Here is a 26,900-nt window from a genome sequence, read left to right on the forward strand (position 1 = left end):
ATATTATAAAATTCATTACATATATATTTCTAATTCTAAGATTTCATTAAGCCACTGGCTAATAGAATATTTGTTCAATATTGGTGTCGATATTTTTTTATAATTTTTTTCAAAAAAATCGATTGGGATATCTTTCAAATTATTTTCAAAATAATATATGTTATTAGAATCATAAAAATCTGCCCGTAAAACAGATCTATTATTTGTAATTAGCTTACATCCATTCCCCAGGCATTCAATGGTACGCATAGTCAATCCACTTTGTGTATTAGAAGCAAGATCTATTACGGCAAATGAGTTATTGTATACCTCATATGTTTTTTCCAATGATAATGGCAAAAAATTTATTTTTGCTGACTTTTTTCCAGATTGTTCTTTTTGCAATCTATTTTTTATAAAATAAGACATAGGAGCGTATAAGTAATCATGAATTTTTATATTCTTATCATATGCGTATTCTTTTAATTCATTTACAAAACGGATTCTTTCAGGATATGCTGTACAAATAATAGATATATCAAAAATAGGGATGTGCGTACCAACTAAATCTTCAATATAAAACAAAGGCCTGTATTTCCATCCATTATCAACTGAATCTTTATAATCAAAAGTATATATATAATCAAATAAGGCATAATAGCCAAGTACATTAGGGCAGTTTTGTATACTGTCCCAAAGATAAAGAACTGATTTTGCATTTTGATATTTTTTCAGTACTTTAACTATGAAATCCCTTTTCATAGAAGCTTCAGCTATCATAAACACAATATCATAGTCTTTTTCTTTAATTTTACTTTCAAAGCTTCTTACATAATATTCGGATGTTATATATAAAGGCATCATTTTTAGAAATCTATATCTATAATCATATTTTATTAGATTTGTATAGAATACATCTATATTTAATTCTTTTTTTTCCAATTCACTTAATATATACTTTTCATACCCATAGAACTGCGGCATCAAAAGAAGTATTTTTTTATCTTTTAATTTTTTACCCATGAATGTCCCTTTATTACTATTTTTTTATAGTGCTTTTTATCTTCATGACACATCACAAAATATTTTTGTGAATCCTTGCTGAGAATACAAATAATCGCTAGTACACAATACAAAAATGTAATTGAATGACCGCTTAAAGCAAGTGCATTTAAGGAAAATGGTAAAAGCACAATCAATGCCTGCCCTTTTGATTTTTTTATAATATGCACCCATAGAAAAAGTAACGCAACAAGTCCTATAATTCCAGCTTCAACCAAAAAAACAATAAAAATGCTGTGAGCACCAATATTCATATAGTATTTTGCGTTTCCAAATCCAACACCAATGATTTGATTAAATATAGAAGCTGATTTAAAATACTTTCCTGTATAATAAAATAGTGCGTATCTGGCCATCAAACTATCATCTTGTATAATCATTTTTAAAAACCAAATCCCAGCTGTTCCGCCTAAAAGAATCAATAATACAATTTTATTTATTTTGGATATATCCATACCAAATATAATCCAAAACAGAATTATGGTAACAATAGATGCTTTCGATAAGGTTAACAGGCATAGCACAAAAAGTATTATCAAATGTATTCTATATTTTTCTTCAAAATATTTTCTTAAATAGATACAATAAAAGAATAATACCACAATATATATACCCACAAAATTAGAATCCTGATACATAATACTTGAAATTTTATATCTATAAATATATGCTCCACGAGAAATATTTTCAACCAAATCTACTGGATGAAGCCATCTATATATCGCCTCAACCATTAAGATAATTATAGATGCATTTATAAATATGCGGGATATCCTGCTTATCTTTTTATAGTTCAAATGCTCAATAGTTCTAAATGTAACAATATAATAAGCCAATGCCAGAAGTACGTTTATTACAGGTTTTGTATAATTACTTAATATTAAATATTGTGTTATTATAATATATCCTATAAACACATATATTGGTAACAATTCTAATTTTAACTTAAGTTTCTTATTTGACATTGCTTTTGGATATAGCAAAAAAACCCCTAAAAGAAAGGCAATGTATATTGGGTCTATTTTCATACCATATAGATAAAATCCCGAGAAAACAATAATCAATAATGCTGAAAGATACAATTCTATTATTCTCCTGACTTTTTATTACATTTATCTTCCTATTTCTATATATTCGATAAAAATCAAAATCCTCAATATTACCGCTTCCAAAATATGTTTACGGTAATATTGAGAATATATCATTGCTAGCAGTACATTTTTCGATAACTCAATCTTATTGTCCCGATTGCGTAATGCTTTTTCCATGACCTCTCCCGCTTTTATATAGTTGATCGCTTCTTTATCGGTACATTTTATTGCCTGTTGATACCCCTCATATATATACAAATCTCTTTCCGCTTTACACTCTTTTTTGTATAATTCTTTTACAAAACACTTTGCTTTCGCTTGTCTTATTCCGTTAGATGATTGAGTATTTCCCATTCTTGTTCTCACAGAATATAATGATTCATCTACATTTGCAAAACGAAATCCCAACCTCATTCCACGTAGTAAAAAATCATAATCTTCCGCAAAGGGTATCTCTCTATACCCCTTTAATTTCTCATAAACATTTTTTCTCGCTAACCATATATGTAAAATACAACACATGGTTTTCAAACCAGGTTTTATATATTTCCATGTTCGTGGGAAAGATTTATTGGAAATCACATTTCCTTTTTCATCTATATTTAAAACTTGACTTCCAACAAGAGCACAATTTTCATGCTGATCAAGATACCTTTTCAATATTTCTAATCTATTTACATCACAAAGATCATCACCATCCATCCTTGCAATATATTTCCCTGTAACATAATTAAGAGCTTTATTTAATGTTTTACATATTTTTTGGTTACTCTCGTTTCGATAAAGTTTTATCCGTTTATCTATTTTTGATAATCTTTTTAAAATTGTATATGTACCATCGGTTGAGGCATCATCTACAATCACTAATTCTATATTTTTATAGGATTGATTTAAAATACATTTAACTGATTCTTCTACATATTTTTCCACATTGTATGTAGGCATGATGACAGAAATCAATTCCATTATAACTCCTTATTAAGAACATCAAAGTAATATCTAATATGTTCATTCGTCATGTTCGCAAGTGAAAAAAACTTTTCATATAATCTGTAAGATGCTTCTGAATAAACTTCTAATTTCCTAATTATCTTGTTATAAGCTGTTTTTAGCGACAAAATATTACCTGCTTCAAAATATGCCACGTCATTTTCATCAAAATAATCCTTATATATATCTAATTGAGAGCATATAACAGGTTTCCGCTTTGACATTGCTTCCAACAGAGCAAGTCCAAATCCTTCTGAATAAGAGACATGAGCATAAATATCCATGTATTGATAATAGTTATAGGACTCATCTCTATAGCCTGGAAAGAATACTCTGTCAGTAACACCCATTTCATCCGCTAGCTTACACAAGCTCCCCAATTCCGGGCCTTCACCTATAATAACCGCTGCACAGTCCTTTTCTACTTGTAACAGCTTAATTATTTGATGAAATCCTTTTCTTTTATTTAGGAGTCCTACTGAACCAATTATTGTATATCCTTTCTTTTTAAATTCATCTAATTTTTTTGTATCCTCTTTATTGATATCCTTATATTCATGTTCTATAATTCCATATGGAATTACCTTATAATTTTTATGCCCTATATAATTTTCGTAATAATCCTGCATTTGTTTAGATGATACAATTACATTTTTAGCCTTTGCAAGTGCTTTTTCCCAGAAAAAAAGAATAATCCATGCCTTAAACCGCGATTTTTCCATTTTTAATGCCTTGTCGTTATAACTATGCATAGATGTTACCCAAATTGTTTTCTTACTAAATAACGATGCATAGATATCTGGAACCCCCATGGTAGAATGTATAATGTCAAAATCGGAAAAGTCCCATGCTTTATAGCAAGATATTTTTGTACATTTTACACCCATATCATATTCTACTCTCCCCTTAAAGTAAAATATCTCTACATTTTTTACACGTTCTTTTAAGCCCATAAGTAGATAATGTGTAAATATAACCGGCCCTCTACTAATTACCGATGGCAGCAGAAAAGCGATTCTTAATTTTTTTTCTTCCATCCTCAGATTCCTTATCTCCATTTCATAAATCTCAGAACTTTTTTCAGCTAAATCTCATAATTCATAATGCGGATACTGTTCCCTATGCTTCCGCATCCATTCCCCAAGCTCTCTGACCTGCTCCTCATATCCCGGAATCTTATAACTAAACCGCTCAAAATTCGTTCGTTTGAGACTTTTATCAATCCTAAAATTCTCCTCCGGCGTGATTTCAATCGGCTCTTTTCTCAGATATTGATTAAAAAGGATCAGCATATCATACTTGCTGATGCACTTCTCCGGAACCATATTATAAAGGCCATGCACATGTTGTATTGCAGCATTCTCTATAGTTTTTGCAAGCTGAAGAGTCGTCTGTCCGGTCCACATGGCATTCTTATAGCCTTTCACCCTGTCCCTTTGCTGCATAAACCAATTGACCAATCCGATACCATCTTTTTTCAGGTCCGGCCCAACGATCGAATTTCGAAATGTAATATCCTTTTTATTGACCAATTCCCCTAATGCTTTGGAACGGTCATAGAATAATTCTCCATCCGGCAGGTCTGACTCCGTATAGCTGCCCCTGCTCCCGCTGAATACACAATCCGTACTGATGTGAATGATCTGCGTAGAGGTATGGGCCGTAATCCCGGCTAAAAACTGAGGGAAATAGGAATTTAAAAATACAGCCGCTTCATGGTTATTCTCCGCAAATTTATTGAGCAGTCCGATACAATTTACAGCAGCATCATACTGCCCGTCCTCTATCACCTTCCGAACTGTTTTCAGCTCTCTGACATCCCCGACAAGCGTCCTGACAAACCTGGATTCTTCTCTTGCAAATCCGTCAACCTCATAACCCTGTTCTTTCAAATAAAGGCTGATCGTATGTCCGGCCATGCCATTACAACCTAAAATCAAAAACTTCATATCAACTTCCCCATAAATCGCTGCTGATTACACGCCTGCTGCCCTTCTGCTCCCGTTTTCAATCTTCCCCAGCTCTGCTTTCACAAAATCTGTTGTCAGAAGCTTCCGAACCGTCCCTTCCACATCCAGCCGGTTCGTATTATGGCTTGTATATGGTTCGTTCTCTTCCTGATGGACTTGTCCGTCTATAAAATATTTATCATAGTTCAAATCCCGGTTGTCTGCAGAAATACGATAGTATTTTCCCATATCTTCTGCCCGCGCCCGCTCCTCCACTGTCATCAGCGTTTCAAATAACTTCTCGCCATGGCGTGTACCAATCACTTTCGTACCGCTGTCACCGAAAAGCCTCTGTACTGCCTTTGCAAGAATCCCGATCGTGCTGGCGTCTGCTTTCTGTATGAAAAGATCTCCCGGATTTGCGTGCTCGAATGCAAACTGCACCAGATCCACTGCCTCATCCAGATTCATAAGAAATCTGGTCATATTCGGATTGGTGATTGTAACCGGCCGGCCGCTCCTGATCTGATCCACAAAAAGAGGAATCACCGATCCTCTGCTGCACATTACATTTCCATACCGCGTACAGCAAATCACCGTATCCCCGCGTTCGGCTGCGACTCTGGCATTTGCAGATATGACATGCTCCATCATTGCTTTACTGATTCCCATTGCATTGATCGGATAGGCTGCCTTATCCGTGCTCAGGCACACCACCTTTTTCACTCCAACTTCAATTGCCGCATGGAGCATGTGATCTGTGCCTTCTACATTTGTCCTCACGGCTTCCATGGGAAAAAATTCACAGCTCGGTACCTGCTTTAACGCTGCCGCATGAAAGATGTAATCCACACCGGGCATCGCATCACGCAGCGCCTGCTGGCTCCTCACATCCCCAATATAAAATTTTACTTTTTTATAATATTCAGGATAGTCTCTCTGCAGCTCATGTCTCATATCATCCTGTTTTTTCTCATCCCGGGAAAAAATGCGGATCTCTCCGATATCCGTAGTCAGAAAATGCTTCAGGACCGTGTGTCCAAAAGATCCTGTACCGCCGGTGATCAATAATGTTGCTCCATGCAATGCTGACATTGTTATGCTCCTATTTTAAATATTTCATCCAGGCGTCCTAATAAACGCTCTTTGTTAAAATGTGTCTCCGAATAATGAAGTGCATTAGACGCAAGCTCATTGCGCCGATCTGTGCTCAGCTCCATAAATGATTTTATGTTGTCAACAAACCCACACACATCTTCCGCATCACTGCAAAGTCCTGCATCTGCCTCCCGGATGATCTCCTGCACCTCTCCATCCGCAGATACCAGAATTGGTTTTCCGCATGCCATACAAGACTGCGTTTTAGCCGGAATTGTGATTGAGAATACATCGCTTTTGGACAGTGTAATCAGGAGTGCGTCCGCCCATGCAAGATACTTTGGAATCTCTTCTGCCGGTTTTCTCGGGATCAAATTGAAGGAATCCTCCAGATTGTTTGCCTTGATACTCTCCTGAAGTTTGGGCAGATAACGGCCGTCACCTATGATGTGAAAACACACCCGCCTGTTTTCTGATTTTAATATTTTCGCCGCTTCCACTAAAATACCGAGTCCCTGCGCGTATCCGACACTTCCTGCAAATACCAGGTTCAGTACTTCATCCTTTGGCTTTTCCAAAGAGTCCTCTTTTTTTACAGGCCTGTAAAAATCTTCCGCATATTGAGGCCAAAATTCTATCCGTGCTTTGCTGATTCCCCTTTGGCTGATCGGTTCTATAAAGCTTTGCGAACACGTAAAGATTCTGTCACAATTCTTATATACATAATCCACCATCTTCTGAATCGGATAGATCACAGCCTTACTGTGAATGCCTGTAACTGATTCCACGTTCTCCGGCCAAAGGTCTGTTACATATAAATAATGCGGAACATGATATTTTTTCTTATACCAGCAGCCAATCAATGCCTGAGTCATCGGAGAAACTTCGAATGTAAATACAAGGTCTGCACGGATATCTGTCATTGCCTTCCATATAAATCCGGATACAGCAAATGACAGATAATTAGCAACCATGCCAACACTGCTGTTTCCCCTTGGAATCAACGGTATACGGATTATTTCCATCCCATTCCACCGCTCTTTTCTTCGGCTGCGATAACCGTAGCCTTCAAAAAACTTCCCCATCGGATAATTAGGTATGCCTGTAAGTACAGTAACTTTGTATCCCCGCTTTACCCATTCTGATGCCATATCATTGATCCGAAAAGTTTCCGGATAAAAATATTGGGATATCACAAGGATGTGAGTCTTCCTAGGAATCTGACTCTTTCGTTCCATATCAGCATCTTGATCATATATGTTGTGCCCTTCTGTGCGTTTTACTGACTCTTTGAGGTCAAATAAACGATATTCCAGTCCGTTGTAGATGCTTAATTTCTGGCTGTATACACAATCCCCAAACGCTTTATCCGTAAGCCTCCCTATTTTTCCAGGAAAATGAGCAAGAACTCTAACCGCAGGGTTGAAGTATTTCGTCATCCAGATCCGCTTCCCAACAGCATGATTTATTTCTCTGACAAGGGATGCTGTACTGCTGTATTCCCTGTTCTGCGGAAAATAGATTCCGCCCTCCCCGGAAATCATCAAGAGACTGAGAAATTCGCACAAAATATCGATATGAAGCATGGATCTCCGATGATTTATGTCAGGAAAAACCGGCAGCTTTTTTGCCAGTTTGGCAAGCATTTTATAATTCCCCTTACTTCCTCTCCCATATATCATCGGTGGCCGAAGTACCGCCACACGGAACTCTTTATCCTGCAGCCTGCGCACCAGCTTATCCGCCTGCCATTTGCTGTCTCCATAAAAATTTGCCGGAGCAGGAAGTGTGTGCTCGTCTATCACCTTCTGTTTCCCAATGGAAGCCGCTTCTCCATAGATGATCATAGAGGACATAAAAACAAACTGAGAAACACCTTCTGCCTTTGCTTTCCGGGCGGTCTCGACTGCCAGATCCGTATTGACCGCATAATATCTGGCTTTCGTTTCCTCATCTACATGTCCCACATCCGCATGGGCAATTCCTGCCACATGGAACACACAGTCATAGTCTCCAAAATCCTTTTCCCTCCAGGTACCGTCAATCATATCTACAGTATCTATGATGAAATTTTCACTGTAATGCTCTCTCGCATATGTCTCAAAAGATTGTCCGATATAACTGTTTGCTCCTGTGATCAAAACACGTTTGGAATGAGCTGCATTTGTATCTATCTCAAACTTTTTCTTATAAGCATAGTCTTCAAATCCTGCATCCGCAGCTTCAACCGCTTCCATTCTGTATGCTGTCCTATGATCTGCTTCGGTTTTTTTTGATCTGACGCCGTTTCGCCTGGATACTTTTCTCTTATGTATCTCCCCGGTTCCGCCTTCCACAACTCCGTCTCCACCGGCAACCGAAAGAACTGTTCCAAACAGACATTTCACATCAAAAAACAGGGCCTTCCTTCCGCCCTGCCGCAACTGTCTCACATATTCCCCATCCAGCTTCGCCTTTTCCGGTATTTCCAGTTCATCCCTGCCATTGATCTGCGCCCATCCGGTCAGGCCCGGTGTCACGCTGTTTGCGGAATACTTGTCACGCTCCTTTACCAGATCCTCCTGATTCCACAATGCCGGTCTTGGACCGATTATGCTCATTCTCCCCCGAAATATATCCCAGATCTGGGGAAGCTCATCCAGGCTGGTCTTCCGAAGCACGCGCCCCACCCGTGTGATATACTGTTCCGGGTCGCTCAACTGGTGCGTCGGCACATCGTGGGGCGTATCCATCTTCATGCTGCGGTATTTATGCAGCATAAAAAAATGCTTGTCCTTCCCCACTCTCTTCTGCGTGAAAAAGACAGGCCCTGGATCGTCCAGATAGACTGCAAGGCTGAGCAGCCCGTAGAGCGGCGACAAAACCACCAGCCCGCCGAAGCTGAGCAGCTTATCCACCGCCGGCTTCACCTTTCCCTCATAAACCGTCTCCGGCCGTTTCTCGGCTTCGCCCGGCTTTATATAAGGATTTCCGGCGTCAATATTCTCCGGTTCTGTCCTCTTCTTTGCCGCAGCATTCATCACGCCGTACGCCCCTGCCAGAACAACCCCTGCCAATATGAAATTTCTGCCATTTAGTTTTCTGTCGCCCATAGCCTCCCGTATCTGTCCCCAATCATTCAAAGCAGATGTACGCTTCATTTGCTGCAGATGCAGCCTTTACAGCGCTGTTTCTGCAGTGAATCCTTTCTGCTTTTCCAATCTGCCCCTGTTACTGCCTTAAACAACAAAAAATTTTGCTTGCGAAACTCGCGCCTGCGGCGGTCGCATTGCGACATCTACCTCATACGCCGCAGTGCGCATCCCCCGAGGGTTTAGATCGCGCACCACAATCCCCGATCCATCTCCCGCCTGTTATAGCAGGAAACCACAATATCAATCACCCGCTCCTGCTCTTCCTCCGTCATCCGGACATCCGACGGCAGGCAAAGCCCGTTCCGGAAAATATCCCCACTCTCATTGCTCCGGACCCAAAAAGCATCCTGCTTTGTTTTTTCATACTCCCTCCTGCTGCCGTCCAGTGTAATCTGGTCGCAATTCCGAAAAATCGGCTGCATATGCATGGGCTTCCAGAGCGGCCTTCCCTGGATACCAAATGCCTCCAGCGCATCCAATATCTCCATCGGGGCCGCCGTACCATGCTGGGATTGATATTCATATTCCCGCTCCGAGCGGGTTTCCTTAAAAATGATGCTGCTCTCCACCGTCATGCACGACATCCGGTAATTCGGTTTCGTGCCTTTTCCTATGGGATTCAAAAGCATCATATCCTCCGAAAAATGTTCCTCGTACCGTTCATATATCGCTTTTTTCTTTGCGATATGCGCATCCAGATGTTTCATTTGTCCGTGGATGATTCCCGCAGCCGCGTCCCCCAACGGAGCGCCGTATATCCACCTGCTATCCCGGCATCCGAACGCACTTGAAAACGACTGTGTTTCCAGTCTCCGCGCCTTTCGATCCTCCCAGGAATCATTGGTCAGAAGCATACCGCCTCCGGTTCCTGTCATGAGCTGGCCATTGCCGAAACTCAGCACACCGTAGTTACCAAAGCTGCCTGTCTGTTTTCCGTCAATGACAGCGCCGAAGCTCTCACACGCGTCCTCGATCAGCAGGGCGCCGTGTTTTTCACAGATTTCTTTCACCCTCCTGACCTGTCCCGGAAAACCGTAAATGTGCGCCATGATGACAAGCTTCACATCCGGATACCTGTCAAAGGCAAGCTCCAGGGCTTCAGGGTCCATCCCCCAATCCCAGGGCGATGCGTCAATAAAAATCGGCTCGCCCCCTTCGTAAAGCACCGGATTCACCATCGCCGAAGAGGTCAGATCCGAACAGAACACCCGTCTGCCGGACAGCGCACCGCCTTTTCCATATACACGGCTTCCAAAAATGTCATTTCCGCATCCGACGCCGCAATCCCCGCTGCCGTAGATTTTTTCCGCTGCCAGTCTGACGGCCATATGCAGCGCCGCTGTACCGGAAGAAAATGCTGCGCCGTGCTTTACCCCGATCAACCGGGCCGTCTCTTCCTCCAGGGCCTCCGTATGTTCACCGGCCGCCCCGGGTTCCAGCGCCTTGCTGACATACTCCAGCGCTTCGCCGTACAGGATCGGTGCCGCCGGCTCCGCTCTTCTGTTATGAAATTGTTTGATTCCTCTGAACCTTGGCTCCTCCCTGATGGATTTCGCCGCAGCTTCCGTCAGCACTTCCGACACCCTTTTCCTTTCATTTCCATAAGTCTGCAGAGGATGGGACAGATTGTTTCACGCCCGCACCTCTGGGAATATTTTTTTCAAATGCTTCCGCCCCTCCCGGCTTTCCGCCGCGAAAGGCAGGCTTCGCCATACAGAGTTCATTCCTGCCCTCTGTCTTTGGCGCGTTATATCCGCTTTTTCCTGCGTGGTGACCCCATCATCCTCCGCATTCCAAAGTTTCCTGAGTTTCTATCCTTCCATCTTGCCGTCCGGCTGATCTGAAACCTTTTTCAGAATCCCGACTCCCATCTTGACCATCACCTTGCGCCCCAGAAGCATGACTTCAATCCCGGCAATCCTCTGGTGGCGGTCCACCCATTTGACCCTTCCTTCCATGCCTTTCATGGGGCCGTCGGTCACGACCAGCTTATCATTCACCGTGTATCCTTCCGAATAGCGTATGACATGCTCCGCCCCGCCGAGCCTTTCCAAAAGCTCCTGCTCATCCGGGTAAATCGGTGCGATCCGGTCGTCTACTCCCAGCATCTTCGCCATCTCCCCGACGTTTCGGAGTCTGATGCGGAATCCGTCCGTGTCCCCGGTCTCGGCAATGATATATTTCTGGAAGGCAACCTCGGTTTTTTTCTTCCATTCCCCGCGTTCCTTGACCATCCGTTCGGAAAGGATCGTAAATATGTCCTCACCGGGAAGGAGCAGATTCCGTTCACGGCACTTTTCAACCACGGCAAGCTCGCGCTTTGCCTGTACCTGTATCGCATACCACACAGCTTTCCATTCCTTTCGTTCCCCATCCTGTATCGGACAGTCGATGTTTCTTAAGGGCAGTTCCTCATATGCCGGCCTGATTCACCATTTTGCCGATCTCCTCGCCGTCAAACCGAAATCCCAGCCTCAGGGGCTCTTTTCCACCGATAAAGTCCCCGCCGATGACCGCAAACCTGCGGTGGTAATTCACGTAAACCACTTTGTCGGCAACCTTCACAAGGGGCCCGGAAAGGTACTCGTTTTTCTTCTTCCCATTTCCGGCATCCACGGACGTCCTTGCCGTGGAAAGCCCGATCTCGCCTTTCTCATCCACGATCAGGCGAAACAACGCCTCTTCCTCCCCGTCTAAGGTGGAGACAGACCAGTTGTCGCTGAACAGCAGCCTCTTCGGCGTTTTTTTCAGAATGTCATGCACCGCTTCCGGCTTGTCGGTTTCGATAAATACATAGCCCGGAAGGTATTTTCTCACCACATCCCTCAACATGCCCTGACTTTTCTGTGCCTTGTGCTGCACCAAATGGAAGCAGCGGGTATAGGATGACGCCGGAAGCAGCGCCTTGATAAAATCTTCTGTTTTTTCCTCTCTGTCATCCCCTGCATAAACCACACACCACATCTGACATCATCTCCTGATCAGCTTATTTTTTTCGTAGAATTTATATATTCTACGAAAGTTCCGATGGAAACCCGCAGGATCGTTGGACCTGAAAATCCGATCAGTCAATGTTTCAGCCAATCAGCTTATAAATCAGCGAATCCGAAAATCGCATTTTCCACGGAAACAAAAAAATCCGGCAGAAGATGTGAAAATTCCGTGAATTTTTCTACCGGATTCTATGTATTTGGATACTCATGAACAATTTTTCCACCTGTACGGTTGCAATCCGAAGTCACATTTTTATGCAATTTATTGCAATAAAAGTGCGACTTCGGATTAGCACCGTACAGGTGGCAATTTTTTGTTTCGCGGGAATCCATCTTTTTTATGATTGGGTTCTGCCGCTGATCAATACGGAAAGCTTGTCCATATGCTTCTGTTTCAGATCCATGGTGGGATGGACATATCGGTCCATCGTAATCTTCACGCTTGCGTGGCCGAGAATTTCACTCAAGGATTTTACATCAAATCCCAGTTCAATACATCTGGTGGCAAATGTGTGGCGCAGCGCATGGAAATTAGCGTCCGCGATTCCGCAGGCGTCTACAATCGCTTTGAAACGGTTTTCCATCGTCCGCGGTTCCACGTAGACATTCCTGCGCCCTGTGAGAAAATAGGTATCTTTCGGTTCCTCCATTTCCTTCAAAAGCCGCAGGATGTCGGAGGGGAGCGGAATCTCCCGCACGGAGCAGGCGCTTTTCGGCAGCGTCACAATGACCCGCGTCCTGCGCTCGGGGTCGTCCGGCGTCTGAATCCGCGTCATGGTCGCATGGATATCCAGCTTTCTGTTTTCCAGGGAAATATCCTCCCATTTGAGGGCGCAGAGCTCGCCGAGCCGGATTCCGGTATAAAGGCAGAGCATAATGCCCAGCCTGTCGCTGCCCAGATCGGAGAGCAGGCATTCCTCCAGTATGTGCTGTTCCCTGACACTGAACACACGCAGCGGCTTCTTCTGGTCTTTCAGCGGAAATGTATCGAGATCCGCGGCCTGGACATGCCTGGAATCCCGCGCATACCTCAGCACGGCTTTGAGTACGCAGATGATCCCCCTGACGCCCCTGGGAGACAGCCCCTTTCCATGTATTCCCCCCGATGTAAGCAGCCCTGTAAGATATGCAGAAAATTCTTCCTTGGTGATCTCCGCAACGCATTTGCCGCCAAATTCCGGGAGCAGGTACCGGTTCAGGATGTTGCGGTATTTGGCCATGCTGCTCTCCTTTAAAAATGGCTCCCGCTCCTTAAGCCATTCCCGGGATACCGTGGAAAACAGAAGCCCGCCTTCCAGAAGAAACGGATTTTTCCTGCTTTCCTCATATGACACAGCCGCCGCATCCCGCCTTTTCAGCGCTTCCTCATAGGTTGCTCCGGAAACATAGCCGTATCTGAGCCTGCCGTCGGCCCCCCTGCCTTTGATGTACCGCCCCTCCCATTTTCCGGTGTTCCGCAGATAGATGTTGTTTCCTTTTCTCGCCATGAAATTTCCTCCTTTGTATGATTCCTTTTCCATATTTAATAATATATATTGCGTTGGAAAACCAGACAAAATTTGGATATTGACAAGCTTGTGAATTTGGTGTAGACTACAGACTGTATTTACATGCAAATAGTTCTGTTTCGTAGAATATATAAACTCCACGAAAACGAGGCCGTTTCCTTTGACAGGGATGCGGCCTTTTTTATTTTTAATACTTGACAATATAGGATCCCGTTTTAAACACTTTGAATTAATAGAAGAAGGCGAAACCATTGAAAACACGAGGTTTTGCCTTCTTTTTGGTGTTTTGAAAATGTTGTATGGAAATCCTAGCTTGAAATTTTTTTTATTCTTTTATTTAGCTCTTTTGGCTGATAGTATTTTTTATCCAGACCAAGCTCATAAATGCTATTTAGTGCAGTGCACAGCTTTGACCCCGTATAGGTCGACATATAGTACATATCCTGGACATTTACAACATTCATATTTTTCAGCATCTCAATGATATTATCAATGGTAAAATGCATTCTTTCCGCAGGATCATTGTGGTCAATACCACACCTGCGGTCATAATCTTTACAGTAATCTTCAAGCTGCTTTTCCATCAGCCGGTAGATCAGCAGTGCTGTGTAGCATATCATAAAATGAGCGGTGATATGTTCTTTGGTATGATGATATACAGGACGGCCGGAAAAATTTGTCTTCATAATCCGAAAACAGTCTTCTATTTTATACCGTTTTGAAGATATCTCAAGAATCTGGGCGGCATCATCATCCAGACTGGTAGCAACCGCATAGTAACCATCGTATTTTTCTTCTTCCCTGATCCGTTCTTCATTAATCTCGTAAATATCCTTCACGCTCCCATCCGATACCCTTTTGATAAATCTTGTCACATCATTTGGGCCTTTTTTATATGTTTCAGGGTCCAAATCCTTTAGCAGGCGCTTGGCTCGTTCAACCTGCCGGTTGCGGATATAGCGCTGATATTCCATGGTTTTTCTGGAAAACGTGATGATAATCTTTTGTTTGAGCATCCCTTTGGCTTTTACCTGTCTCTTTTTTCCATTTTTACATATTTTTTCTTCATAGAAACCCAGGTCTTCCAGACGGTCAGCATTTATTATTTTGTATGCCTTGTCCTGATAAAGACGATAATTTTCTTTTTTATGATGGTCAAAGCTTTTCATGCTATCAATCGTAACCGGATCATCGGAAGAAAGAAGCCGGTAGTCGCAATCGTTAAAAACAGCTTCCTGCAGAGTGCCTGCCATTTTTTTGATTGACTGGGTCACAATAAAAGCCCGCCCACCCATGGAATTAAAACGTCTGATATTGAGTGACCCCAGCCCTGCATCTGCACAATAAATAAACGTCTTCCCTTTAAACATTTTTGTCAGTTCTTTTTCCAAGGGGATGGCAAGTGTCTGTTCATTATCTGACCCCGGGGCAAGACACATGGAAAGAGGAATCCCGTCCGCGTCCATGAAGAGTCCCATCTCTACCAATGGTGCGGGCTGATGCTGTTTGGAAGGGCCGTATTTACGGAAGCCTTTTATAAATTCCCCGGTCACTTCATCAACATAATCATCATCAGGCGACTCAACTTCAAAATAAAAATTTGTGCAGTCAAAGTAACATACGGAAGTATTACGCCTGACAATCCTGCAGCTATATTGGAAAAGGTTCTGGAGATATCCGGTATAGTTTTCAGCCAGAAGATCCAGTGTCCGGTGGATATGCTGGTACCCAATTTCCGGCTGCTCATAATAACGGCCCAGATGGCGGAGCGTAGCAAACTTGGATTCTGGTTCCAGTATTCTTGCGCAGGTCAGAAACCGGTTCACAAGGTTGGGGTCGAAGGTGATCCGGGAATCAGCGGATACTTTTTTGAGGAAGCTGCCAATTGCAAGGTTATGATAAACGGACTGCAGGAAAAAGTAGCCGATATTGCGGCTGGTGTCCGATGAAATAAGGTCATTTGATGCTTTGATCTTTTCGTCAAAGTCGATTGTCACCTCCATAGAGACCTTACTGTTTTTCATCTGCTCGTTATATTCGGCAACTTTTTGCTTGGCATAAGCAAGGGGATCATCAGTGATCTTAAGAAGATCCAAGTGTTTACCGATCACAGCTACATTTCTGGTAGAAGTCTTTTTGCCATTGCGGAATCCTTGCTGGATAAAATAAGTTGGGTTTTTTGATTTTCTGTCATAATTCAATTTCATAATACCATTATAACACAATATACAACTCCGTACAACATATAATTTTATAAAATTTGACATAAAAAAAGCCGCATTTTTGCGGTTTATGGCGTTTTTTGCGGTTCAAAAGTGTTTAAAACCCGGCCGTTTCCTTTGACAGGGATGCGGCCTTTTTTATTTTTAATACTTGACAATATAGGATAAAACACATATAGTGAATCATAGAAAGAAATATATACTAAGGAGGCCGGACATGATCCGTTTTGAGGTAGAATTTTACGAAAAGCCGGATGGAACTTTTCCGGCAGAGGAATTTATCTTATCGCAAGACAAAAAAATGAGAGCTAAGCTGTATCGTTTGATCGAACTTTTAGAAGAATATGGCTATGAATTAAGGGAGCCCTATTCAAAAATGCTGGATGATGGAATCTTCGAGTTACGTGCGAAACAAGGTTCGGATATATCCCGTGTTTTATATTTTTTCGTAGTTGGCAGCAAGGTTGTTTTAACGAATGGTTTTGTAAAGAAAACGCAAAAAACACCGGCAAATCAAATTGACCTTGCTAAGAAATACCGATTAGCATATGAACAAAAAAGGGAGGCATGATTCGTATGGGAAAAAGTTTTAGAGAATCTTTGAATGGACAGCTCCAAGATCCTGAGTTCAAAAAAGAGTGGGATGCTTTGGAGCCTGAATTTCAAGTGATCCGCGCTATGATTGATGCGCGGCGCCAAAAGCAGCTTACGCAGAAAGAGCTTGCAGAGATTACGGGAATTGCCCAGGCCGATATTAGCCGAATGGAAAATGGAAATGCAAATCCCTCTCTGCAAACCTTGAAAAGATTAGCTGCCGGACTTGGGATGGCACTGAAAGTGGAGTTTGTTCCTGTACCGACTAAAAGTAGATAATACCAGAGCCAGACTGCCGCAGAGCAAGCTGCCGCAGTCTGGCTTTTCCTGTTTCGACCAAATCTAAATATCCGAGTCCTTCAGAAATATTCCCTCAAAAGCCACGCCGGCGTGCAGCTCCAGGCATGGCAGAAGCTGTTCACCTGCGTATTTCCGTAAGGCGACGCGTTAGGGTCCTTCGGGTCGAATGCCTCCCAGAAGGTATCCGCCCCCAGCTCGATCATGCCGCCCCAGTATGTCCTCATCAGCTCCAGAGCCTTTTCCTTTTCTCCCACATGGAGCAGCGCCTCGATCACATGGTGGTACGCGTAAGGCGTGGCAACTCCCATCTCCGGATTTTCCTCCAGGAGGTGCAGCATCAGCTCCCGGCTCTTTTCTTTTTCAAATACATCCGCAAGAACCATCCACGCCTGGGTGGACCAGGACACCTGCCGGGCGGGGCCGCTGACAAAAAATCCCTGTCCTTCATCCCAGAAATGCTTCACCGCGTTTTCCAGCGCTTCCTCCAGAAGCTTCCCGATCCTGGCTTCTGCCTTTGTATCCTCAGCCAATCCTGCCAGCACTTTGCCCTGGCGCAGGCAGTAGATCCAGACGCCCTGGGCCGGGGCCTGGCGGTCGATTCCGTCTTTCCAGTCAATGAACGCCAGCATGGGATTTTTTTCCGTATCCGGCACGCCGTCCTTCATGTCCTCCAGCGCCAGCTCGATCTGCCGGCAGGCCGCGGGCCACAGCTCCTTTACCAGATCCAGATCTTTTGTCTCCTGATAATAGTCATATAAAATGGAAACGAAAAACAGGGAGTAATCCCACAAAAACGTGTCGTCCACCTGCATCACCGGCTCCGTAAACAGGCAGGCGCCGATTTTGCCGTCGTCCCGGGTCAGTCCCGCGAAGAGATACATGCAGCGTTTTACCAGGTCATAATTGCCGAAGGTGGCGTAGTTTGCCTTTGCCTGCAGACGCAGATCCCCGATCCACAGACGGCGGTCCCGCTTCGGCCCGTCCTCAAACACATGCTGCATGCAGTCCTGCAGCGTTTTCAGGCTGGCCCGGTCGATTTTCTGCAGATCCTCCGGCAGACCTTCCACCGGCTTCACCGCATCCATGGATACGGCGGAAACCGCGGTCAGCTCCACACCTTCCACCACCACCTGGAATTTCTGGGAGGTATCCAGCGCAAGCACCTCCAGATAGCGGAACGCATACCGCCTGGGCAGCTTCAATTCACAGGGAAGCACATCAATATGTACAAATTCCTCCTGAATCCATCCTTTGCTGATCCAGCCCTCATAAGTGGAGGAATCATCCAGTATCTCATTCGGAATTTCCGCAAATTTCAGACGCAGGAATGCAGGCGCATCCTGGGGGCTTCCCGCGGAATGAAGCTTTAATGTCACATATCCCACATGATGGTCGCCAAAGTCCATACAGATGCTGTCTCCCTTTGCCAGCCGTTTCTTCGGCATCTCTTCTATACTCTCTTTTGCCGTCACAACACCGCTGCCGTTTTCCGCCCGTCCGATCGTCACCAGCGAAACAGGCGCTGTTTTTTTCTCAATCAGGTCATGATCCAGTTCCACCGCCTTTTGAACAAATGCCTCCACTGTTTTCCGTTTCATTTCCGGTATCACGCTTATCAATGCTTCTGCCATATCTTTCCCTCCTCTGTCATAGTCCCTGCAGCAGTCAAGTTTCCATGCAGGCATGGCTGCCTGCCCGCTGCTTTGCGTGAATAAAAAGTTATCCAAAGTTAATCGCCAGCTTTGCGAAAAAGTCTTCCAGCGTCAGCCTTGCATCCAGATATTTGTACACCCGGATCTCCCGGCTGTCCTGATTGTGAATATAAGTCATGTCCTCCGCAACCCTGGGCGCAGGCACGAGATCGTAGCTGACCTTCTCCAATTCCTCCATCAGCACGGCTATGGTTCCCTGGTCGCCCAGCCCCCAGATCTCCCCGTGGGGCCATGGCATCTCATATTTTGCCGCAGCCTGGTTAAACTCCACCATCTGCCTGAACAGGTATTCCCCGATTTTCCCGCAGGGGCGTACCTTTAGCTGCAATTCTGCCAGGGAGACCGCCATCACCTTATACAGGCTTTTGGGAACCTGCCAGAGCGGAACTTTGGAAGAAAAGAGGACATTTGCCGCATGGACGTCCATCATCAGGTTGAACTCAAATCCCCCCTTCGGGTAGTCCCCTCCTCCGATCCAGATGACGGTCATCCGCTCCGCGATCTCCGGCTTCATCAGCAGCGCGCAAGCCACGTCCGTCACCGCGCCCTGGCAGGCAACGTACAGCGGGCGGCTGTCCTCCTTCATGGCTTCTTCTATAATAAATCTCGCTCCCTCGGAATCAATCGGCGTCTCTTCGTCCTTCATGCCGACGGCCGCTCCCATGAGCACAGGGTATTTTCCTTCCAGCCCCATCAGTTCCATGACTTTCTGAATCTCGTCATAGCTGGCTTTTGCGGTTCCTTCCTCCCCGTAGGTCTGAGGATTTTTCCAGAAATGCCCGGCCACGATCCCTCTGACGTCAAACCTGGGCGTCATCAGATGGTGGGCCAGCGCAAACTGGTCATCCGCCTCATTTTTACAGTCCGTATGTACGATCACACGAACCCGTTTATTTTCCGGTACTGTATACTCATAATTCCACATTTGCCTTCCTCCTAATATAATGTAGCGCCCCCTCACCTCCGTTCGAGGGCAAGTCGTCGGAAGGCATTTTGAAAAATGCTTCGCATTTGCCTTCCTCCTATTTTTTATCTGTATATTCATAAGCCGCTTCGAAGCCATGCTGCATCTGCAGCCGGTTTCGAAGCGGATCAGTGGGGATATTCTGACTGCCGACTGTGCTGTGCGGGATTGCCTTTTCCCAGGCATCCTTCACTCCCGGCAGTCCTCCCCCGGGGCATTTCTTATTTGGACTCCGCCTGCCGCTGGTTCAGGTCCGCACGGATTTCCGGGTATCTCTTGTCCAGGTCGTAGGGGAGCATGACCACAATCGCCAGAACCGTAGACACCAGGGACAACCCGCCGAATGCAAAGTTGATGGCGGTCTGTGTCCTTGGAAATGCTTCCGCCAGGTTTTGTCCGGCCTTCAGCGCGGCATCCATTGCCTCGGAGTCATACGCGCCCCATACCAGAAGCGCGGATACAATGGCCGATGCGGATGCGCTGGACAGCTTGTTCACAAAGCCGGAGAGGGCGTTCTGTGTACCTCCCAGGTTCCGTCCGCACTGCCATTCCGTATAATCGTAAATGTCCGGCATCATGGAGAAAAACATACTGGAGCGGAAGCCGAAGCCCAGACCGATCAAAGCCAGGGACAGCGTCGCGATGGTGCCGTTGGAGGTAAAGAACAGAACCGCATAGCCGATCACGTCTACCACCGCGCCGAACTGCATCAATGTTACTTTATGTATTCCCCGCCCGTTCAGATAGGCCGCAAGAACCATGGTCGGGATTGCCAGGATCGTCAGCAGCGACAGGGCGATGGGCATGGAGCTCTGGTCGCATACAATGTAATTATAGTAGTACTGCATAGCCCCGTACATTCCAAGATAACCCAGGAACAGGAAAAATACAAGGAGCAGAAGCATGATGTAGTATTTATTTTTAAAGACCGCGCCCAGATCCTGCAGAATGGAAGATTTTTCCGCTGCCTTGGATGGCGGGTTGATCTCAGCCGTATTGAATACGCACAGGCACATGATTGCAATGACCATCAGCCCCAGCACGATATTGGTATTCCGGTAGCCTGCCGCAAGCGCAGCGCCTGTGGCGTCCTCAGATCCTGCGAAGTAGTACACCATCGGGATGACGAACAGGGAGGAGGTCAGCGATCCCAGATTCGAAAATACGGTACGCGTGGTCGCGATTTTGGTCCGTTCTGTAGGAGACGGGGACAACGCAGAAACAATCGGCGCCATCGGAATGTTGACCAGGGTATATCCGAATGAAAAGATCACATAGGTTATATAGGCCCAGGCCAGCTTCGCGCCTGCGCTCCATCCGGTGGGAACAGAGAACAGAAGCACCATGCCCACTGCCAGGACTGGCGCGCCGCCCAGCATCCATGGGCGGTAGCGGCCCATCTTCGTATCCGTATGGTCGATCATCGCCCCAACCATATAGTCCGTAAACGCATCAATAAACTTTGTCACAACGAACATAAATCCAACTGCCGAGGCAGCCAGTCCCGCGCAGTTTGTGTAGTAAAACAAAAGGTAGGTATTTGCCAGCAAATACGCCAGGTTGCAGGCATAATCGCTGATACCGAATCCGATACGCTGTCTCCACTTAAATGCGGTAGTCTCATAATAGGCCGGTTCATGTTTTAATATTTGCATAATGATTTTCTCCTCTTCCTTTTCATTTTGAAACGCGTTTCCTGATCACTTGTGATAGGTATAGTATAGCCGCCGGGATGAGGTTTCTATATCATTATTTCTACATTTATATCAAAATCAAAACATCTTTTTCAAATCAGTGCCAGCCGTCTGTACATGTTCCACCTGTACGGCCAATACCCCGGGGATCATCCAGCCTGCTCATCCATCCGCAAAAAAAACGCGCTGACGCACTCTTACGAGCAAAACTCCTTCTCTTTATACCGATCCCGGTACTGCTTTGGGGTCATCTGCATATACCGTTTGAATGCATTTCCAAAATGGCTCTGGGAGTGGAAACAGACGTAATCGCTGATCTCCGTCAGGCTGGCTTCCGAATATTTCAGAAGGTTTGCCGCCCGCTCCACCCGGAATTTCTGGATGTACTCCTGGATCGTCATGTCCATGTCCTGCCGGAATACCCGGGAGAGATGCCCCGGGCTGATGCCTACCGCGTCCGCGATCTCTTCCAGATAGATCTTATGGTTATAATTTTTATAAATATAGTCCTTACACTGTTCCGTATATCTGCCTGCCGCCCTCTCTTTTTTCTCCTCCGCCACCAGACAGGCAAATTCATAGATCGCCTTACTGGAATATTCCTGCAGACGCGCCGTGTCCATGCACCGGTCGATCCGGTTGATGAAAATATCACTCAGCCGGTAGGCTTTTGCGGGGGATACCCCGCCTGCGATGACTTCCCTTGTGCACACGGTGACGGTGGTCACAGCCAGGTTTTTATAGTGGTTCTGTTTCCGGCCGGAGAGGATTCCCGCGTTTTCCATAATGGTATTCGACCTCCGCCTGGCCTCCTCGGGACGGCCTTCCCGGACGCATTCCATGACATAGCGCTCCTCCTGATAGGTGTGGTGGTAGATCTCGTCATCCAGCTTGCGGAGCTCCAGAGCGGTATCCTCTTTTTCCACATCCGCCTCTGTTTCCTCCGCAAGCCCGTTTGCTTTCCGGATCTCTTCGTACTCAATGGGCGTCCCGTTTTCCAGTTCGCCGATGATTGCTGCAAAGGCCAGTATCCGGATCAGCACGGTTTTCACCGGGTGCTTTTTCTCTTCCCCGGCAATGCCGTAGGCTTCCCAGAACCGATTCAGCCCTTCATACCCCAAATCCTCCGTACAGACCGGACCTGCCAGATAAAAGCCGCGCCTTCTCCGGGCGCAGATAAAAAATATTCCATTCTCGTCTTTATAGACCACCGGAAGCTGCTGGCGCCTGCACCGCCCAACCAGCAGCTCCACGAGGGAGGGCGCGCACACAAAGGGGCTTTCCTGTTCTAAAAAGGCACCGAAGCTTTTCGGTGCACTTTTCTCATCCTCCATATGGAAAACGGGGATTCCGCAGAGTAATTCTATTTTTTCTATCAACTGTGCCATAATTTCTCCCCCAAAAAATGTCCAACTGTGCGGTTGCTAATCCGACAGGTCATTTTCATTGCAATGAATTGCATGTAAACGACTTGTCGGTTTGCAACCGCACATCTGGAAAAATGTTACGTTCCTTTCCTTCGGGCCGTTACCGGTTGCTCTGATAGATGGCTGTCAGCTCCTTCATCCGATCCTGAATCTCCTCGTCCAGAATATCCAGCCCGAAGCCCTGCATCATCTGTCTGAATACGCTGAACTTCCGGTAAATCTGCTCCGGGGAATTGCCGAATACCATGGGATTCATCCAGATATTTGCAAGCAATATGATCAGCTCTGCAAGTTCCTCCGGACAGTCCGTCCGGATCGTCCCGTCCGCGACTCCTTCCCGGATGATGGGCAGGATGTAGTTGGGCGATACCCCGTCCACCGTGTCCCGGAACATGCTGAACAAAAGCGTGGGGCTCTTGCTTATATTCGGCGCGGCCGCAAAGATTTCTTCCTGAACCGGCCTGTTTAAGGACTCCGTGAAGATCATCTTCAGCTTTTCCTTTCCCGTCAGATCCTTTCGGTCACGAATTTTGGCCAGTATTTTGTTGGATTCCTCTGTCATCCTGTTGGTCACCGTCTCCAGGATCTCCTCCTTGGATTTGAAATGGTGATAGATCGCGCCCTTGCTCAGGCCGCCCAGGTTGTTTAAAATATCCTGGATGGAGGTGTGCTCGTAGCCCTTCTCCATAAACAGGCGGTAGGCCACGTTCAGAATCTGGTTTACGGTTTCCTCGGGGTGTTTGTTTCTTGCCATAATTGTCTCACCTCCTGATCTGAAAATGTATCATAGGGTTTATAAAAGCAACTTTATCATAAAAATACGGATCAGTCAAAGTCCCTTGTAATATTTTTCAGCCATTTATAACTCTTATAATGCCGGTACACAAACGGCAGCTTCACGAACTCGTCCAGATAGATCAGAAAATACACCCACATGGGCGGAAGTTTGAGCACGAATGCGCTGATAAATCCCAGCGGCACCGCAAACAGCCACATATCAATCACATCGCAGATAAATCCCCACCGGGAGTCCCCGCCTGCGCGGAATACGCCGCAGATCACGGTGCTGTTCATGGCCTGCCCAAGGACAGAATACATATTGATAAACAGCATGATGCTCAGATACCCCTGGGCCGTACTGCTTAAATCCGCCATATTCATAAACAAAGGCCGCAGAAGGATGATCAGCGCTCCGCCTGCAATCCCGCTGACAAATGTGATCCAGCAGAAACGGGAGGCGTCCTCCTTTACCGTGTCCATCTGTCCGGCGCCGATGGCTTTTCCCAGCAGGATGGCTCCCGCGTTGGCGATTCCGAAACAAACCACCGTTCCCAGGTTTTTGGCCACAACGGCCACCGCGTTGGCCGCAACCATGTCGCTCCCCAGATGCCCCATGATCACCGAATACATGGAAAATCCGACTCCCCAGGAGACTTCATTTCCAAAGGCGGGAAGGGAATATTTCATAAAATCCTGGAACAGCACCTTGTGATGCTCCAGCAAAATCGACGGCCGGAAACGGATTGTCTCGAACCGGCAGGCGTCCGCCAGACAGATCAGCAGCTCCACGCCCCTTGCAATCGTAGTCGCAAGCGCCACGCCCAGGATTCCCATTTTCGGCAGACCCAGCAGCCCGAAGATGAATACGGCATTGAGGATGATATTCAGCCCCAGGGCAGATCCGTTGGTGACGGTGGCAAAGACCACCCGTTCAATGGAGCGCATGGTACACAGATATACCTGGGAAATGCTCATAAACAGGTAGGAAATCCCCACAATCCGCAGGTAGGAGATCCCCGTATCAATGAGCTCCGTCTCGGATGTGAAAATCAGCATCAGAAGTCTCGGAAAAAAGCAGGCCAGCACGAAAAAGAGGAATGAAACCAGGATGGACAGCTTCATGCCGATCCCCATAATTTTCTCAATCGTCCGAGTATCCTTCCTGCCCCAGTACTGCGCCGCCAGCATGCCGATCCCGGAGGAAATCCCGGAATAGACAAGGTTCAGGATGAACATGATCTGGCTGGCCAGGGAACCCGCGGAAAGCGCCGTCTGGCTGACCCAGCCCAGCATGATCACGTCCGCGGAGCCTACGGCGGTGGTGATCAGGTTCTGAAACACGATGGGAAGCGCCAGCCGGAACATATCCCTGTAAAACGTAGATGATTTTGTGATTGTATTCTCCATAAGTACAGCCTTTCCTAAGCCCCGGAATGTTCCTGTAGGGTGGCTGCCGCGCAGACCTGCAAAAAAAAACCGTTCCGGGAAATCGTTATAATGAAAACAGTATAACGGATTTTCCCTGGGCTGTCCTACGAAATACCAGAAAAAAACTACATTATTTTGACTGTACGGCAATGGCCGGCCGCCGTACGAACCATCCACGGCGCCACGCTTCCTGTCTCTCCCGGTGTCAGGCGTTTTCCAGCAGCCCCTTCATCATCCGGGTCAGGATCATGGTGCTGATCCCTGCCAGCATCAGTTCCGCCGCAAATGCCCCGTATGCGATTCCGTAGATTCCAAACAGCCCGTTCAGAATCAGGGTCGCAGGGATTTCAAATACGATCTTGCGCAGGATCGCGAACACCAGCGATATCTTCCCCTTCCCCACACTCTGGAACACCCCGATTCCCAGAAAATCAATCACCAGAAATACGATGCAGAGACTGAGCGCCCGCAAAAATATCGTCCCATAGCGGATGATCTCCGGGTTGCCGATGAAAATCCGGATCAGCCCCGGCGCGAACATACATCCAAACGCAGCCACCACTGCCAGGCTGGGGATCAACAGCCTGCGCACAAAGCGGATCGTTTCATCCATCCGCCGGTAGTTTTTGCTGGAATAAGAATATCCCACCAGGGGCATGATCCCCTGTGTCCCGCCGAGCGCGATCTGCATGGGAATCATGTAGATTTTCTGCGCAATGCCGATCGCCGCCACCGCTTCCGTGCCGTAGCCTGACATGAGATTGTTCAGTATGGTCATTCCGGTCACGTTGAGCAGGTTCTGGATAGACGCCGGAACCCCCACGCCGCAGATACCTGCCACGATCTCTTTTTTCCATGTAAAATCTTTTGGTTTCACACTGATAAACGTGCGCCCCCGTTTGATATACAGCAGAATAAAAAAGTAGCAGCACGCCGTGCAGTTGGAAAGAAAGGTCGCCAGCCCCGCGCCGGCCGCGCCCATCCCAAGCCCCCAGGGCATGATGAATATGGGATCCAATATCATATTTAAAATGCATCCGCTCATGGTCCCGATGCTGGCATGAAACGCAGCTCCCTCCGAGCGCACAAAATACGCCATCACCACATTGAGGATGGACGGCGCCGCTCCGCAGATCACCGTCCATTTCATGTAGGCGGCTGTGGACTCCATAGTAACCGCGTCCGCCCCCAGAATCTTAAGCATCCCTGTCTGGAACAGCAGGCAGACCGCAGAGATCAGCAAACCTCCTGCCAGGGCGCAGTAGAACCCGAAGGCCGCGCTTTTTTTCACGGTATCAAAATCCTTGCGGCCCAGCGCCCGGCTCATCATGCTGGAGCTGCCCACCCCGAACAGGTTACTGACCGCGTTAAATGACAGCATCACCGGCGCCGCCAGCGTGACGGCCGCATTCTGCAGCGGATCGTTGAGCCTCCCCACGAAATAGGTGTCCGCCAGGCTGTAAATGACCATGACCAGGGAGCTGAGCACAGTCGGGATCATCAGTTTTTTTGCCGCTTTCGGGATCGGCATCTCCTCAAATATCGCTTTATTTTCTATTTGGCTCATCTGTTTGTTCACCTGCCTGTGCCTCTATGAAATGTTCCCGGAACATCATCAGTATTGGATCTTTTCAATCACGCAGCTGTGGGTCAAGACATGTATCACTTCCGTCCATCCGCCTGCGCCCATGGCATTTTCAAATTCCCGGATGATCTCTCTGTTTGGGATAAACGCCTCTTCTTTCTCAGAATCATACGCAAGGTATCCCAAATGGATCAGCAGTGTCAGCACGTCGTCCTTTGTCCGGAAGCTGCGCATATCATTCTGAAAGCTAAGGGTATTGACCCTGATACAATGTCATTTAGTTAAACAAAGCCAGACCGGTGTTCTATAAATTATTAGATATAAAGTGGACTTGTTTTCACAGCACAAGCCAGAACATATGTTTTTGCTTGTGTCTGAGAGACTGTTCGG

At 46.3% G+C, this 26,900-nt stretch carries 22 protein-coding genes and 1 pseudogene; 2 read left to right on the forward strand and 21 right to left on the reverse strand.

The features are described from left to right. Window positions 1-15: 15 nt before the first annotated feature. From EBB54_RS14530 to EBB54_RS14595, 12 genes are all read right to left on the reverse strand, one after another. The gene (locus tag EBB54_RS14530) at window positions 16-1,002 is read right to left on the reverse strand and encodes a CgeB family protein (RefSeq protein WP_125127950.1); all 987 of its coding nucleotides are present in this window, start codon (window positions 1,000-1,002) and stop codon (window positions 16-18) included. Next, on the reverse strand, window positions 987-2,006 hold the full coding sequence (locus EBB54_RS14535; protein WP_162307148.1) for a hypothetical protein: 1,020 nt from the start codon (window positions 2,004-2,006) through the stop codon (window positions 987-989). Before EBB54_RS14535 ends, EBB54_RS14530 begins: the two co-directional genes overlap by 16 nt. Before the next feature lie 147 nt (window positions 2,007-2,153). Further along, complete coding sequence (locus EBB54_RS14540) at window positions 2,154-3,098, reverse strand: glycosyltransferase family 2 protein (RefSeq protein ID WP_125127952.1); 945 nt, start codon at window positions 3,096-3,098, stop codon at window positions 2,154-2,156. After that, window positions 3,098-4,159: a glycosyltransferase gene (locus EBB54_RS14545; protein WP_162307149.1), complete on the reverse strand. Its 1,062-nt coding sequence runs from the start codon at window positions 4,157-4,159 to the stop codon at window positions 3,098-3,100. The genes EBB54_RS14540 and EBB54_RS14545 overlap by 1 nt, the downstream gene beginning before the upstream one ends. 54 nt (window positions 4,160-4,213) lie before the next feature. Continuing rightward, window positions 4,214-5,071: a dTDP-4-dehydrorhamnose reductase family protein gene (locus EBB54_RS14550; protein WP_125127954.1), complete on the reverse strand. Its 858-nt coding sequence runs from the start codon at window positions 5,069-5,071 to the stop codon at window positions 4,214-4,216. 27 nt (window positions 5,072-5,098) lie between these two features. Further along, window positions 5,099-6,166: a polysaccharide biosynthesis protein gene (locus tag EBB54_RS14555; protein WP_125127955.1), complete on the reverse strand. Its 1,068-nt coding sequence runs from the start codon at window positions 6,164-6,166 to the stop codon at window positions 5,099-5,101. Window positions 6,167-6,168: 2 nt separating this feature from the next. Then, on the reverse strand, window positions 6,169-9,309 hold the full coding sequence (locus EBB54_RS31210) for a sugar transferase (RefSeq protein WP_243127674.1): 3,141 nt from the start codon (window positions 9,307-9,309) through the stop codon (window positions 6,169-6,171). 173 nt (window positions 9,310-9,482) lie between these two features. Further along, complete coding sequence (locus EBB54_RS14575; RefSeq protein WP_243127675.1) at window positions 9,483-10,886, reverse strand: DegT/DnrJ/EryC1/StrS family aminotransferase; 1,404 nt, start codon at window positions 10,884-10,886, stop codon at window positions 9,483-9,485. Window positions 10,887-11,114: 228 nt separating this feature from the next. Further along, on the reverse strand, window positions 11,115-11,651 hold the full coding sequence (locus tag EBB54_RS14580) for a transcription termination/antitermination NusG family protein (RefSeq protein WP_162307150.1): 537 nt from the start codon (window positions 11,649-11,651) through the stop codon (window positions 11,115-11,117). Window positions 11,652-11,715: 64 nt separating this feature from the next. After that, window positions 11,716-12,267: a hypothetical protein gene (locus EBB54_RS14585; protein WP_004072532.1), complete on the reverse strand. Its 552-nt coding sequence runs from the start codon at window positions 12,265-12,267 to the stop codon at window positions 11,716-11,718. A gap of 367 nt (window positions 12,268-12,634) precedes the next feature. Next, complete coding sequence (locus EBB54_RS14590; protein ID WP_125127957.1) at window positions 12,635-13,783, reverse strand: tyrosine-type recombinase/integrase; 1,149 nt, start codon at window positions 13,781-13,783, stop codon at window positions 12,635-12,637. A 329-nt stretch (window positions 13,784-14,112) separates the two neighbouring features. Continuing rightward, on the reverse strand, window positions 14,113-16,011 hold the full coding sequence (locus tag EBB54_RS14595) for an IS1634 family transposase (RefSeq protein WP_125126599.1): 1,899 nt from the start codon (window positions 16,009-16,011) through the stop codon (window positions 14,113-14,115). Window positions 16,012-16,243: 232 nt separating this feature from the next. On the opposite strand from EBB54_RS14595, the gene EBB54_RS14600 reads away from it, so the two are divergent. Together EBB54_RS14600 and EBB54_RS14605 are read left to right on the forward strand one after the other, a co-directional pair. Next, window positions 16,244-16,597, forward strand: a complete 354-nt coding sequence (locus EBB54_RS14600; RefSeq protein ID WP_193554361.1) for a type II toxin-antitoxin system RelE/ParE family toxin — start codon at window positions 16,244-16,246, stop codon at window positions 16,595-16,597. Window positions 16,598-16,602: 5 nt separating this feature from the next. Then, window positions 16,603-16,899 (forward strand): helix-turn-helix domain-containing protein, encoded by a 297-nt coding sequence (locus EBB54_RS14605; RefSeq protein WP_125127958.1) that lies wholly within the window; start codon window positions 16,603-16,605, stop codon window positions 16,897-16,899. Window positions 16,900-16,979: 80 nt separating this feature from the next. Here the strand turns inward: EBB54_RS14605 and EBB54_RS14610 are convergent, their stop codons facing one another. The 9 genes and pseudogenes from EBB54_RS14610 to EBB54_RS14645 form a co-directional block, all read right to left on the reverse strand. After that, window positions 16,980-18,551: an alpha-L-rhamnosidase-related protein gene (locus tag EBB54_RS14610; protein WP_125127959.1), complete on the reverse strand. Its 1,572-nt coding sequence runs from the start codon at window positions 18,549-18,551 to the stop codon at window positions 16,980-16,982. 88 nt (window positions 18,552-18,639) lie between these two features. After that, the gene (locus EBB54_RS14615; protein WP_004072539.1) at window positions 18,640-19,557 is read right to left on the reverse strand and encodes a nucleoside hydrolase; all 918 of its coding nucleotides are present in this window, start codon (window positions 19,555-19,557) and stop codon (window positions 18,640-18,642) included. Between the two features lie 97 nt (window positions 19,558-19,654). Then, window positions 19,655-19,789 carry a hypothetical protein gene (locus tag EBB54_RS31595; RefSeq protein WP_279229967.1) on the reverse strand — a complete coding sequence of 45 codons (135 nt, stop codon included), beginning with the start codon at window positions 19,787-19,789 and terminating at the stop codon, window positions 19,655-19,657. A gap of 28 nt (window positions 19,790-19,817) precedes the next feature. Continuing rightward, window positions 19,818-21,251, reverse strand: a complete 1,434-nt coding sequence (locus EBB54_RS14620; RefSeq protein ID WP_125127960.1) for an MFS transporter — start codon at window positions 21,249-21,251, stop codon at window positions 19,818-19,820. Window positions 21,252-21,487: 236 nt separating this feature from the next. Continuing rightward, window positions 21,488-22,678 carry an AraC family transcriptional regulator gene (locus tag EBB54_RS14625; protein ID WP_125127961.1) on the reverse strand — a complete coding sequence of 397 codons (1,191 nt, stop codon included), beginning with the start codon at window positions 22,676-22,678 and terminating at the stop codon, window positions 21,488-21,490. Window positions 22,679-22,817: 139 nt separating this feature from the next. Beyond that, window positions 22,818-23,471 (reverse strand): TetR/AcrR family transcriptional regulator, encoded by a 654-nt coding sequence (locus tag EBB54_RS14630; RefSeq protein WP_004072545.1) that lies wholly within the window; start codon window positions 23,469-23,471, stop codon window positions 22,818-22,820. A gap of 71 nt (window positions 23,472-23,542) precedes the next feature. Continuing rightward, complete coding sequence (locus tag EBB54_RS14635; RefSeq protein WP_125127962.1) at window positions 23,543-24,904, reverse strand: MATE family efflux transporter; 1,362 nt, start codon at window positions 24,902-24,904, stop codon at window positions 23,543-23,545. Between the two features lie 226 nt (window positions 24,905-25,130). Next, on the reverse strand, window positions 25,131-26,492 hold the full coding sequence (locus tag EBB54_RS14640; RefSeq protein ID WP_125127963.1) for an MATE family efflux transporter: 1,362 nt from the start codon (window positions 26,490-26,492) through the stop codon (window positions 25,131-25,133). A gap of 75 nt (window positions 26,493-26,567) precedes the next feature. Beyond that, window positions 26,568-26,777, reverse strand: a pseudogene (locus EBB54_RS14645) (AAA family ATPase); the annotation flags it as partial. Between the last annotated feature and the right edge of the window lie 123 nt (window positions 26,778-26,900).

The sequence above is a fragment of the Schaedlerella arabinosiphila genome, from assembly GCF_003885045.1.
GTDB lineage: Bacteria > Bacillota > Clostridia > Lachnospirales > Lachnospiraceae > Schaedlerella > Schaedlerella arabinosiphila.